Annotated in this window: 12 protein-coding genes; 9 read left to right on the top strand and 3 right to left on the bottom strand. The window is 72.0% G+C overall.

Annotated elements, in window-relative coordinates; translation table 11 throughout:
• Positions 1–25: 25 nt before the first annotated feature.
• From FHU30_RS32670 to FHU30_RS32660, 3 genes are all read left to right on the top strand, one after another.
• Entirely contained in the window at positions 26–628 is a 603-nt protein-coding gene (locus tag FHU30_RS32670; RefSeq protein ID WP_253881106.1) for a CGNR zinc finger domain-containing protein, read from the top strand.
• A gap of 459 nt (positions 629–1087) precedes the next feature.
• Positions 1088–1642, top strand: a complete 555-nt coding sequence (locus FHU30_RS32665) for a ricin-type beta-trefoil lectin domain protein (RefSeq protein WP_253881105.1) — start codon at positions 1088–1090, stop codon at positions 1640–1642.
• Positions 1643–1726: 84 nt separating this feature from the next.
• Entirely contained in the window at positions 1727–2242 is a 516-nt protein-coding gene (locus FHU30_RS32660; protein ID WP_253881103.1) for a hypothetical protein, read from the top strand.
• Positions 2243–3467: 1225 nt separating this feature from the next.
• Here FHU30_RS32660 and FHU30_RS32655 read toward each other — a convergent pair.
• Positions 3468–4139, bottom strand: coding sequence for an SDR family NAD(P)-dependent oxidoreductase (locus FHU30_RS32655; protein ID WP_253881589.1), 672 nt, complete (start codon positions 4137–4139; stop codon positions 3468–3470).
• A 137-nt stretch (positions 4140–4276) separates the two neighbouring features.
• On the opposite strand from FHU30_RS32655, the gene FHU30_RS32650 reads away from it, so the two are divergent.
• From FHU30_RS32650 to FHU30_RS32635, 4 genes are all read left to right on the top strand, one after another.
• Complete coding sequence (locus FHU30_RS32650) at positions 4277–6097, top strand: ATP-binding protein (protein WP_253881101.1); 1821 nt, start codon at positions 4277–4279, stop codon at positions 6095–6097.
• 18 nt (positions 6098–6115) lie between these two features.
• Positions 6116–6769 (top strand): response regulator transcription factor, encoded by a 654-nt coding sequence (locus FHU30_RS32645; protein ID WP_372504006.1) that lies wholly within the window; start codon positions 6116–6118, stop codon positions 6767–6769.
• 156 nt (positions 6770–6925) lie between these two features.
• A complete protein-coding gene (locus FHU30_RS32640; RefSeq protein ID WP_253881100.1) occupies positions 6926–7882 on the top strand; it encodes an ABC transporter ATP-binding protein in 957 nt (318 codons plus the stop codon).
• Positions 7879–8649: an ABC-2 transporter permease gene (locus FHU30_RS32635; RefSeq protein ID WP_253881098.1), complete on the top strand. Its 771-nt coding sequence runs from the start codon at positions 7879–7881 to the stop codon at positions 8647–8649. Before FHU30_RS32640 ends, FHU30_RS32635 begins: the two co-directional genes overlap by 4 nt.
• Positions 8650–8654: 5 nt before the next feature.
• On the opposite strand, the gene FHU30_RS32630 is transcribed toward FHU30_RS32635, so the two are convergent.
• Complete coding sequence (locus FHU30_RS32630; RefSeq protein WP_253881096.1) at positions 8655–9818, bottom strand: outer membrane protein assembly factor BamB family protein; 1164 nt, start codon at positions 9816–9818, stop codon at positions 8655–8657.
• A 149-nt stretch (positions 9819–9967) separates the two neighbouring features.
• Here FHU30_RS32630 and FHU30_RS32625 point away from each other — a divergent pair, with 149 nt between their 5' ends.
• Together FHU30_RS32625 and FHU30_RS32620 are read left to right on the top strand one after the other, a co-directional pair.
• Positions 9968–11302 (top strand): alpha/beta fold hydrolase, encoded by a 1335-nt coding sequence (locus FHU30_RS32625; protein ID WP_253881095.1) that lies wholly within the window; start codon positions 9968–9970, stop codon positions 11300–11302.
• A 55-nt stretch (positions 11303–11357) separates the two neighbouring features.
• Positions 11358–11918, top strand: a complete 561-nt coding sequence (locus FHU30_RS32620; protein WP_253881093.1) for a DUF7134 domain-containing protein — start codon at positions 11358–11360, stop codon at positions 11916–11918.
• Here FHU30_RS32620 and FHU30_RS32615 read toward each other — a convergent pair.
• Positions 11907–12587 carry a hypothetical protein gene (locus FHU30_RS32615; protein ID WP_253881091.1) on the bottom strand — a complete coding sequence of 227 codons (681 nt, stop codon included), beginning with the start codon at positions 12585–12587 and terminating at the stop codon, positions 11907–11909. The genes FHU30_RS32620 and FHU30_RS32615 overlap by 12 nt on opposite strands.
• Positions 12588–12606 lie beyond the last annotated feature (19 nt).

Below are 12606 nucleotides of genomic sequence, written 5' to 3'. Positions count from 1 at the left end.
ACGGGACACCACTTATAGTGGTTACATGCGAGCGGGCACAAGCGGTCGGGTGCTGAACGACCCGAAGGGAGGATCGTTCCGGTTCGACGCCGGAGCGGTCTGCCTGGACTTCGCGCATACCGGTGGTGAGGGCCGGTACGCGGTGTTCGAGACCCTGCACGAGCCGGACGACCTGGCCCGATGGCTGGCCGAGCCGCCGCTGTCCCTCGTCCTCACCGAGCCCCTGACACCGGACGACCTGGTCGAGGCCAAGGCGCTGCGACAAGCGATCTGGGTCGCGGCGCACGCCCGCGCGGACGGCCACCCACTCCCCGCCGGCGCCGTAGAAACGCTCAACCGCTCGGCCACCGCGCCCCCGCTGGTTCCCGCGCTGACCACCGGAGGCGCGTCAGCAGGCTGGGCCGAACCAGTGCGGGCGAGCCAAGTCCTCTCAACCCTGGCGCGGGAGATGATCGACCTGCTGACAGGCCCGCTCGCCCACCGGATCCGCGAATGCGCGGGCGAGAGATGCCCACTCGTGTTCGTCGACTCGTCCCGCCCAGGAGCCCGGCGCTGGTGCTCAATGGAACGCTGCGGCAACCGCCACAAACTCCGCACCCACCGAGCCCGCCAGTCCCCACCCCCTTAACCCACGCCCCCACTCCCCCACCGCCACGCACCCCCGCCCCGCCCGACGCGCGCCCGCCGGTCACTACCCGCCTGACATGCCATCCCCAGCCACCGCCTGCCCCCGCCCCACCCCGCGCGCCCGCCCGGCCCGACGCGCGCCCTATCCGCTGGCGGAGTTCGGGAGTGGATCACGGTCTACAAGCGGTTCCGGCGCTGGTCAGCCGGCGGGAGCTGGCCGTCCTTCTGGAGGCAGTGGCCGGGCCGGCGAAGCGCCAAGACGCTCCCGAGGCGGCCTGTCCACCAAGATCCATCTGGTCGCCGACGGCCGCTGCGGGATCATGCGCGGACCGAGAACTCGTCCGGGTCCTCGCCGGGCCCGCGTGTCAAGCGATTAGCCCCAGCATCTAAACGAGCGACAGCTGATCATCGGTGCGCCAGACTCCCGACTGTCGCCGATCATCCGATGAAGGAGTCGCCCGTGAACCTGGGACTTCGCGCGACAAGGACGGCTCTGCCCGGCCGTCGCCGCGGTGCCCTGACGGCCGCTGCAACCCTCGGCCTCGCGCTGGCGGTCGCGACCTCCCCCGCGGGACGCGCCGATGCCGCTCCCGCCGGCCCCCACGCGATCCCCCCGCCGCTCTACGACATCCAGCTCATGGACGCCTCGACCGGCATGTGCCTGAAGAACCAGGCGCCTTACGTCAGCGACGGCGTCGGCACCAACACCTGTTACGGCAACGACGCCTCCGAGCGCTGGAACCTGCTGAGCGTCAACGGCGCGACCACCATCCAGAGCTTCATGGACGGTCGCTGCGTGACCGTGAACGGCAAGGTCGGCTGGGAGCCCTTCATCGCTCCCTGCGACGGACGCGCCCTACAGACCTGGAACGCCGCCCCCGGCGGTTCGGGCACCCAGTTCGAGAACTCCGACGGATACGAGTGCCTGGACAGCAACACCTCCGGCCTCGTGTACGGCACCTACGGCGTGTGCATCCCCAGCAACCGGTACCAGAACTGGGTCATCAAGTACTGACGTCGAAGCGGTGACGGCTCCACCACCACAGGAGCCGTCACCTGATCCGGGCCCGAACAGGGCTCCGCTTTCTCAGGAGAGTCGATGCGAACGAAAAGAATCGCTTCAGCGGCCGCGGCGGTCGCCGCCGGGCTGGCCACCGGCGTCCTGCCCGGGCTGACGGCGGCGTCCGCCCACGCCGACCCCTGCCTGGTGATCAAGGGTGGTGTCGAGGCCGTGGTCGCCGACGGCCAGCACATCGGGATCTTCTACCAGGGCTTCGACCAGTGCAACAACACGACCTACGCCGAGTTCCACTTCGACAGCTCCGACACCTCCAGCCGGGTGATCTCGACCTATCCGTACACCGACGGACGCATCCAGATCACCCGCGTTCCCCAGTACAACCAGAACATCACCAATTACGGCCTGCCCAACGGTGCGCTGTACTGGGACGCCGGATCGCTGTCGACCGTGCATCCCGACGGCGAGCAGTTCTCCGCCTCCGCCCACTTCTACTTCTGGACGCACAGCAAGATCGCTGAATGCTTCGTCGAGGTCTCCTGGGACTATGCCGCCAACCGCCAGGTGGACCGCGGCAACTGGTGCCACGACCGCTGACCGCGCCGAGGTGACCCGCGGGCCCCGACGCATCCGACGCGCCGGGGCCCGCGGGTCACCGGAACCAGGTCGATGCTCCAGGGGGCACCAGGGGCCGGTTCCCGTACCGCGTCCAGGAGCCGCTGCCAGGTTCCGCCGGGCCGACCAGCGCCGGAACCGCTTGCAGACGGTGATCCACTCCCCGAACTCCGCGGCCGGAGCCCGCCGCGGCAGCCCGGTCCGCACCGGTAACAGATCCCATCGATCGTCCGGCGGTGGTCAGCCCACCGGCCACCCCGCCCACCTGCAGCAAGCAGGAGCGGTGCCGGCCGCTCCCACTCCACATCCGTCAAACCACCCCGACCATCCACCCAGCGTGAACAACCCGACGCCACCTGTCAGCGGATGTAAGAAAAAGACCTTGGTCATCACCCACCCGAACGCACGTCCTCGGGCAACGCCCGCCGGACCTCCACTGGACGCTGCCCATCTGACCTGCGTCCTCAGCCGCGGTCCCGGCCGCCCCGCCCCGAACGCTCCCCACCTGCCCGGCACGCACCTCCGGCCAACACCGGTCGACGCGCGCCGCGCCCGGCCACCCGTCCGACGCGCGCCCCTAGTCACCGCCCGCTCGACGTGCGCCCTCGTGCGATGCCTGTCGGACGTGCGCTCCAACCGCCGCCCCCGCCGGACGCCCGTCCTTGGGCAACATCCGCTGGATGTCCGTCCAGTGACAGCTGCCCGCTTGACCTGCCGCCCAGCCGCCGTCCCGCCTGACAAGCCCCGCGCGACCTCGATCCGCTGGACGCGTGTGATGGGCAGCACTCGCCCGACACGCCCCTGGGCCACACCAGTCGGTTGCGCGGCCATGGACGATACCTGTCTCACGCGCGTCCCAGCTGACGTCCTGGCTGACACGCGCCGCACCCGCCCGACGCGACCTTGAGCCCCACCCGCCGGATGCGCGCCCTTGGACGAGGCCTGTCTCACGTGCGTCTGCTGGTCGCCTACCTGCGGTCCCGGCCGTCGTCCGTCTTACCGGCGCTTTTGTCGCAAGCCGCGTGACGCGCTTTCGCTCGGCCAGGGCGTGCGGCGGGTGGCGGGGTTGGGTGCGATCTCGGGCGGGCGGTCCCGCAGGCTCGGCGGCGCAGTGAGGTGGTGTCGGGTTGCGCGAACTTCTTGGGTTGTCGGACTGCCGACGACCACGGGAGTTGAGCACTGGAGAGGCAGCGGGTGGACGGAGGGGTTAGGGGTGGCCGGTGTGAATGTGCTCGTGGGTCCAGTGGGCTCGGGATTGGGTGTGGAGGTGCCAGTAGTGCTCGGCGATGTCGTCCGGGTCGAAGGCGGTGCCGGGGGCGACCTCGCCGGCGATCGTGACGCTCGCGGCGTGGACGCCGGACGGGCCGTACTGCTGGTCCAGGAGCGTGACCAGGGTGCGGACGCCCGCCTTGCCGAGGGAGAGGCTGACGTACTGGGGCTTCGGCTCGGGCATGCCGCCGGTGATCAGGAAGGTGCCGCCGCCGCGGGCGGCCATGAGCGGGGCGAGGCGGGCGGCGGCGTTGGCCGCGCCGACGACGTTGACGGCCCAGGCGTCCATGTGCCCGCGCACCGACAGCTCGCCCAGCGCGTCGGCCTGGATGAGCGCGGCGTTGTAGACGACGACGTCCGGGACGCCGTGCTCGGCGACGGCCTTGTCCAGCGCGGCGTTCAGGTCGGCCTGATCGGCGGCGTCCGCTGTGAGCGCGGCGACCGGGACCCCGGACGGCGCGAGTGCCTCGGCAGCGGCGGTGACGGTCGCCTCGCTGCGCGCGATCAGCGCGATCGGCAGCCCCTCCGCCGCGAACCTGCGCGCGACGGCCTGCCCGACACCAGGTCCCGCTCCGATGATCACTGCACCCGGCATGACGTCCCCCTTCACGATCAACAACGGGCCACACGATAAGGCTTCACATCAATGTGAAGGTCAAGCCGGGAACGGCAGGGATAGACCAAAGTCGATCGCGACCCGACCGTTGGCGGCTCGCGCAGGTCAGCCGGGTCGATAGCGTCGGACGTGTGAGAGGTGGACGGTCGGTCCGGCGGTGGGCCGGGGACATCGGCGTCACCGTCCTGGCGGCGGTGCTGGCGCTGGTGACGGTCGGGCTGTCCCAGGTCGACCAGCCGCACCAGAACAGCACGGGCGCGCAGATCCGGGAGTTGGTACTCGGGACGGTGTGCTGCCTGGCGGTGCTGCTCGTCCGGCGGCGGTACCCGGTGGCGCTGGCGATCGGCCTGATCGCGGCCCAGTTCGTCGGCGCTGCGGCCTACGGCGTCGCGGCGGTCGGGATCTTCAACGTGGCGGTGCGGCGTCCGTGGCGGATCGCGGTGCCGGTCGCGGTGGCGCAGTCGGCGATCGTGTGCGTGCTGATGGCGCTGACCTCGGTGTCGCACCAGTCGTTCATCGAGGGCGCGGTCGTGTTCACGCTGGTGAACGCCGTCCTGGTCACGGCCGGGATGCTCGTCCGGTCGCGGCGGCTGCTGGTGGAGTCGCTGCGCGAGCGGGCCCGGCAGGCCGAGGAGGGGCAGCGCCTGCGCGTCGAGGAGGCGCGGCTGCTGGAGCGCGAGCGCCTCGCGCGCGAGATGCACGACGTCCTCGCGCACCGAATCTCCCTGCTCGCCGTCCACGCCGGGGCCCTGGAGTTCGGCCCGGACGCGCCGCCCGCGCAGCGCGACGCCGCCGGGATCATCCGCCGCGGCGCCTACGAGGCCATGGAGGACCTGCGCGAGGTCATCGGCGTCCTGCGCACGGCCCCGCACGCCTCGAACACCGCTCCCGAACGCCCCCAACCGACCCTCGCCGACGTCCCCGCCCTGATCGCCGAAGCCCGCGCCGCCGGCGACCGCATAGACCTCCACGACCACCTCCACCCGAACGCCCCCACAGAACCGAACGAACGCACAGACCCGAGCAAGAGCGCAGACTTGACCGAACGCTCAAAGCTGAACGAACGCGCGCAGCCGAGCAAAGGTGCAGACCTGAACGAACGCGCAGAGCCGAGCGAACGCGCAGAGCCGAGCGAACGCGCAGAGCCGAGCGAACGCGCGGACCTGAACGAACGCGCGGACCTGAACGAACGCGCGGACCTGAACGAACGCGCGGACCTGAACGAACGCGCGGACCTGAACGAACGCGCGGACCTGAACGAACGCGCGGACCTGAACGAACGCGCGGACCTGAACGAACGCGCGGGACTGAACGAACGCGCGGGACTGAACGAGCGCGCAGGGGTGAGCGAACGCGCGGAGGTGAGCGGGCGCGCGGAAAGCGAACGTGCGGAGGTGGACGGGCGCGCGGTGGAGGACGGGCGCGCGGAGATGAGCGAACGCGCAGAGGTGAGCGAACGCGCAGAGGTGAGCGAACGCGCAGAGGTGAGCGAACGCGCAGAGGTGGACGGACGCGCGGAGGTGAGCGGGCGCGCGGAGGTGAGCGAACGCGCGGAGATGAACGAGCGCGCAGAGGTGAGCGGGCGCGCGGAGGTGAGCGAGCGCGCGGAGTTGGGCGGGGGCGTGGGAGTGGGTGGGCTTGGTGAGGTTTCGGGGCGGGTTGGGCGGCATGCTTATCGGATTGTTCAGGAAGGGCTGACCAATGCGCGTAAGCATGCGCCGGGCGCGCGGGTGCAGGTCACGCTGGACGTCGAGGGCGGCGTGCTCGTCGTCCGGATTGAGAATCCGATACCGCCGGGACGGGCGGTGGGGCCCGGGCGGATGCCCGGGGCCGGGGCCGGGCTGCTGGGGCTGGCGGAGCGGGTCGCGCTGGTCGGCGGGGAGCTGGAGCACGGGACGACGCGCGAGGGCACGTTCCTGCTGGTGGCGCGGCTACCGATCGGCGACTCTTAGGGTGGGGGCGTGGCTGAGGTGATCCGGGTGCTCATCGTGGACGACGACCCGCTCGTCCGCGCGGGGCTGTCGATGATGCTGGCGGGCGCGGACGACCTGGAGATCGTCGCGGACGTCGCGGACGGGGCCGAGGTCGTCGCGGCCGTGAACGAGCACCGTCCGGACGTGGTGCTGATGGACATCCGGATGCCACGCGTGGACGGGCTGGCCGCGACGCAGCTGCTACGGTCCCGGCGCGAGCCGCCCGAGATCATCATCCTCACCACGTTCGACACCGACGACCACATCCTGCGGGCGATGCGCGCGGGGGCGAGCGGGTTCCTGCTCAAGCACACGCCGCCGCCGGAGATCATCCGCGCGATCCGCCAGGTCGCGTCCGGGGAGCCGATGCTGTCCCCGGCCGTGCTGCGCAGGATGATGGGGTATGTCGCGGAGGCCGGGGTGGATCCGCGACAGGAGCGCGCCCGCGCGCTGCTCGACCGGCTCAGCGAGGGCGAGCTGGCCGTCGCGACCCGGGTCGGGCGCGGCCTGACCAACAGCGAGATCGGCCGCGAGCTGTCGCTGAGCGTCGCGACCGTGAAGGCCTACGTGTCCCGCCTGCTGGCGAAGCTGGAGCTCAACAACCGCGTCCAGATCGCCCTGCTCGTCCACGACGCCGCCCTCGACAGCTAACCCGACCGGCCACGACGCGGACCTCGATGGCCGGCCTGACCGCCGTGCTCGTCCATGACGTGGCGCTCGACGGCTGACCCGGCATCGACTTCGGTCGGAGGGGTGGCCGACTTTTGGGTGTTTCGGGGGGTGTGCCCGGGGCGCGAGTCTGGTCGTGTGATCGAAGTTGAGCGACTGACCAAGCGTTACGGCCCGGCCGTCGCGGTCGGGGATGTGAGTTTCGCGTGCCGTCCGGGCACCGTGACGGGGTTCCTCGGGCCGAACGGCGCGGGCAAGTCCACCACGATGCGGATGATCTGCGGGTTGACACCCGCGTCGTCCGGAACGGCGACCGTGCTCGGCGTGCCTTTCCGGTCGCTCCCTAATCCCGGCCGCCACGTCGGCGTCCTGCTGGACGCGTCCGCGCAGCACGCCGGACGGACCGGGCGCGAGACGCTCGCGCTGACCGCGCGGCTGCTGGGGGTGCCGTCCTCGCGGGCGGACGAGCTGCTGGAGACGGTCGGGCTGGCCGGGAAGCCGGCGGGCCGCCGGGTGGGCGACTACTCGCTGGGCATGCGGCAGCGGCTCGGGATCGCGCAGGCGCTGGTCGGCGACCCGTCCGTGCTGATCCTGGACGAGCCCGCCAACGGCCTGGACCCCGAGGGCATCTACTGGATGCGCACGCTGCTGCGCGGTTTCGCCGACCGCGGCGGGACGGTGCTGCTGTCCTCGCACCTGCTGCACGAGGTGGAGGCGGTCGCCGACACGCTCGTGGTGATCGCGGGCGGACGCGTCGTCGCGAGCGGCACCAAGTCCGAGCTGCTCGCCCCGACCGGCCGGACGCTCGTCCGCGCGCTGGACCCGGCGGCCCTGTACACGGCGCTGGTCTCGGCGGGCCTCACGGTGATCCGCCGCGAGCCGCCGACCAGCGACGGCACGGGCGAAGGCTTCGTCGTCGAGGCCCCGGCCGAGGCGGTCGGACGCGCCGCCGCCGCGTCCGGCGCGGTGCTGGTGGAGCTTCGCCAGGCCAGCGGGGGCGGCCTGGAGGAGCTCTTCCTCACCCTCACCGGACGGCAGGCCGCAGGCGCCGTCCCGTCCGTCCCGTCGTCCGCTCCGCAGGAGGTGCTCCGATGACCGTGCTGGATCTGACGCAGGCCCCGGCGCGTCCGCCGCTCGCGCGGCTCGCGCTGGTCGAGCTGCGCAAAATGACCGACACGCGCGCCGGGCGCTGGCTGCTGGCGATCATCGCGCTGGCCGCGGCCGCCGCGGTCGCGGTCTTCATCGGCGTCCGGCCCGCGGACGAGCAGTCGGCGGGACAGCTTTTCGGCCTCTCCCAAATCGGGGTCGGGCTGCTGCTGCCGGTCGTCGGAATCCTGGCGGTAACGGGCGAATGGTCGCAGCGGACGGCGCTGACGACGTTCGCGCTCGTCCCGCAGCGGCTGCGGGTCCTGGCCGCGAAGGTGCTCGCGGCGGTCGTCCTCGCGTCCGGGTTCGTCCTGCTCGGGCTGGCCCTGGCCTGGCTCGGACGCCTGGTCGGCGGCGTTCTGGGGCTTTCGTCGGGCGCGTGGGGCATCCCGCTGCACGCGATCGGCTCGCTGCTCCTGGTCGAGATCGCGACCGCGCTGATCGGCGTCGCGTTCGGGACGCTGCTGATGAACACGCCGGTCGCGATCGTCCTGTACTTCGTGCTGCCCACGGCCTGGACGACGGTCGGCTCGATGGTGAAACCGCTGCGCAACGCGTCCGCCTGGCTCGACACCAACCGCGCCTTCGAGCCGCTCAACGGCGAGACCCCGGCGACGGGCACCGAGTGGGCGCGCGCGGGGACGGCCGTCGCGCTCTGGCTGGTCGTCCCGATGCTGGTCGGCGCCTACCGCCTCCTCCATCGCGAGGTGAAATAACAGCGTTATTTTTCCGGCGGCTCCAGGGCGAGGGCACCGGTCGCGGTCTGGACGAACACCAGGCCGTGCCCGACCGCGATCCGCGGCGGCTCCTCGCGAGCGCCCTCACCCCACTCGACCTCGACCGACGCGGCGGGCGGCTCGTCCGCCGCGAAGGTCCAGGCGGTCTCGCCGGTGTCGGCACGGCAGGCCAGGACCGTCCCGTCGCGGGTGAGGATGTGGACGCGCCCGTCCGCCACCACGGGCGCGCCGACCGGCAGGTCCGGCAGGGACCGGCTCCAGACGACGGCCTCCCGGACGACATCGACGGCGGTCAGTTCGACCACCTGGACCGGACCGGTGTCGAACGCGGTGAGGTAGCCGGCGGGCTGCTCCGGCCGGGCCGCAGCGGCGATCAATAGGTCGCCGAAGACCGCGACCGCGCAACACGGCTCGCCGTCCTCGGGCCCGATCACCTGGCGGAAGGACGTCTCGCCGGTGCGCAGATCGAATCCGGCCAGTTCGGAGCGGCACCACTCCTCCTTCGCGTCCCAGCCGGAGGCGCGAACGACGGTGGTCCACGCGCGTCCGTGCGCGGCCACCGGATGGAACGGCGGGACGAGCACCTCGGCGCCGCCCTCGCTCTCGTCCTCCTCCTCATCTTCATCGGATTCGAACGTCCAGACGGGTCGTCCGGTGCTGGCGTCGAAGGCGTGCAGGCCACCGCCGGACGAGTTCCCCTCGAACGTCCCGGCCGCGACGATCACGTTGTCGGCGATCGCCACCGGCGCCTCCAGGACCACCGTCTTCGCCCTGAAACGCGTGCTTTCGGTGGGGATGTCCGCAGCGCTCAGCATCCCGCCTTCCTGGAGCAGCAGGACGTCGCCGTGAACCTGGATCGGCCTGCCGCCCAGGCCAGCGAACGCATCCTCATCGACCTGGCCGGTGAGCGCATGGTGCGGCCAGAGATCGCCGGAATCCTCGACGAGCACGTGGCGCCCGGCGAACGCGATGCCCGAGGTCGGGGCGTCGTGCGCGTGCCGCCAGCGTTCACGGCCGGTCGCGGCGTCCAGCGCGTGGAGCATGCCGTCGGCGCCCGCGACCACCAGGATGGCGCCGCCGAGCACCGGCCCCAAAGTGAGGACGCCGTCCGCCCTGAACCGCCATCGCACGCGCGCCGTACCGTCCATGATCACCATCCAACCGGACGCTTTGGCGCCTTGTGAGGCTTTCGCCCAGCCCGCGGCGACAACCATCGGTTGTCAGCAACGCCGTTCGGCTGTTGGACCGAGATCGGGCGGTTCCGCTGAGGTGGTGACCTCTGCGAGAGGAGCCCCTGATGGACGGAACCGTGCAGCGCCCGAACGCCCTGATCTCCTACGACGTGCGCGGCCACGGCCCGACGGCGATCTACGCACACGGAATCCTGTCGAGCCGGACGCACGAGACGTCCCTGATGGGGCTCGACTGGACGCCGGTCGCCACCGCCGGCCGCCGCCTCGTCCGCTACGACGCCCGAGGCCACGGCCGCTCCACCGGACGCCCCGTCCCCACCGACTACACCTGGCCCGCCCTGGCCGACGACCTGATCGCCGTCCTCAACACCACCGCCAGCACGCCGACCACGCCCGCGCCGACATCGACGGCCGGCGCCGCAGCCGGAATCGGCACAGCAGACACCTTCAGCACGTCGACCAGCATCGGCGCAGCAACGACGGACGACGCGGCGTCCGCGCTAGGCGCGGCGACCAAGGGTGGCTCGGCGTCGACGCACAGCACGGCGAGGACGGAAGGCGCAGCGGGCAGCGCGGCGTACAGCATCAGCGCGGTGCCCACGGACCGCGCGGCGTCCGCGCTAGGCGCGGCGTCCGCGCTAGGCGCGGCGGTAGCGGTCGGCAGGGCGACGACGAACAGCGTCAGCGCAGCGACCACGGAAGGCGCGGCAACCACGCCGGGCGCGGCGGCGGACAGCGCGGCGGCGGGCAGTTTCGGCGCGCCGGGCAGTTTCGGCGGGACAGGCCGCGTCGGCCCAGCGGGCGGCGTCGGCCCAGCGGCCACGCAAGGCGCGGCGGCGGCCGTCGCGGCGGCGGACAGCTTCGGCGGGACGGGCGGCGTCGGCCCGGCGGACGGGACGGCGGCCACGCTGGGCGGGCCGGTGGCGGGGATGGGGGCGTCGATGGGGTGTGGGACGGTTTTGTGGGCGGCGCTTCGGCATCCGGAGCGGTTCGATCGGCTCGTCTTGGTGATCCCGCCGCGGGCCTGGGATGCGTCCGGCGGTATCGCCCGCGCGTCGGAGGCGGTCGCCACGCTGGTGGAACGTTCCGGGCTCGATGCTCTGATCGACGCGACCGCCGTCCAGCCGTTGCCGCCCGTCTTCGCGGAGCTGGTCGAGGACGAGGGCGGCACGGACCCGCGCACTCATCCGGACGTGTCCGAATCCCTGATTCCGGCGCTGTTCCGAGGACGCGGCGCATCCGATCTGCCCGATCCGGACGCTCTCGCCTCACTTCCCCACCCTGCGCTGATCCTCGCCTGGCCGGACGACCCGAGCCACCCGATCGCCGTGGCGGAACGGCTTGCCGAGACACTCCCCCACGCGGAGCTCCAGATCGCGCGATCCCTGTCAGATATGCGCGCCTGGCCACACGAAGCCGCTCGTTTCCTCACATCCTGACGTCCCTGCGCGATTCTGCTCGTGGCCCGAATCGGGAGACCATCGGGGCAGGGCGATGCGAATCATCCGGAAACCGTGGTCGGCGGACCTGGCCGTCGTCGTGGTAGCTGGCTCGGCGAACACCTGCCGGATCGCGACGGGCACGCCGGGCACCCCCGGCCGAAGCGCCGACGCGTGGGCGTACGGGCTCGGCCTGGCGATGGCGTTATGCCTGGTCGGACGGCGACGTTGGCCCGCACTCGTGCTCGCGATGGTGTCGGCGATGTGGCTCGTCTTCCACTTTTTCGACTACCCGGGCGGCGCGCCCGCTGTCGCGGTCTGGGTGGCGCTGTACTCGGTCGCGGTGGCGCAGCGGCGGCGGATCGGGCTCGTCCTCGCGGGCCTGCTGATCTTCTCGGACGCCGCCGGACGGCTGCGGCACTCCGGCGCCGAGCCGTTCGACTCCCTCCTGGACGGTTCGACCGTGGAGTTCGTGGCGACGCTGCTGCTCGGGGAGGCCGTCCGCAGCAGGCGCGCCCGGCGCGTCGAGTACGAGAGGCGGATCGCGGCACTGACGGAGCAGCGAATGCTGAGCCGCGAAATGCGTCCTTCGGAACCGGCGCGTTCAACCGTCTGAGGTGAGCAGGCGCTTCGGGGCCTTGTTGCGCCAGGCCGCCTTGGCCAGCTCCGGGGTGAGGGCTTCGACTGGGACACGCAGACCGACGTAGATCTGGCGGTTGCCGTGCTTGCGCCAGACGACCTCGAAGGACGGATCGGTGGAGGCCAGGCGTTCGGCGTCGGCGTGCGCAACGGCCGCGATGGCGGTCGCGCCGCCCCTCTCGACGCCGAGGAAGCCCTTGCCGTCCACCTTGAAGGACGGCAACCCGAAATGCGTGGCCTCCTCCACTTCGGCCAGCCCCGCCACAGCGGCGCGCACGCCGTCCGGCGCGGTCACCCGAACCTCCGACACGCCCAAGGACGCCACACGAACGCGAAACGCCCGCCAGTCACGCGAAGCTCCAGCAAGGGCCGTGCGCTCGCGAACTGCCTGCGACTCACGCCGAACACCGACGAAGGGCGTGCGCTCCCGGAGTACCTGCGCGTCACGCGAAGCGAAGGCGGCGCAGGCGTCGAACACCCGCCGGTCACGCGAAGCGAAGGCGGCGCGGACGTGGGACGCCTGCCGGTCGCGCGAAGCGAGGGCGGCGCGGGCCTCGAACACCCGCCGATCGCGCGAAGCGAGGGCGGCGCAGGCCTCGAACACCCGCCGGTCACGCGACGCGAAGGCAGCGCGCGCCTCGAACACCCGCCGGTCACGCGACGCG

The organism is Actinomadura rupiterrae (assembly GCF_024172125.1).
GTDB lineage: Bacteria > Actinomycetota > Actinomycetes > Streptosporangiales > Streptosporangiaceae > Spirillospora > Spirillospora rupiterrae.
Note: the sequence above shows the minus strand (reverse complement) of the source record. Positions and strands in the feature narration are given on the sequence as shown.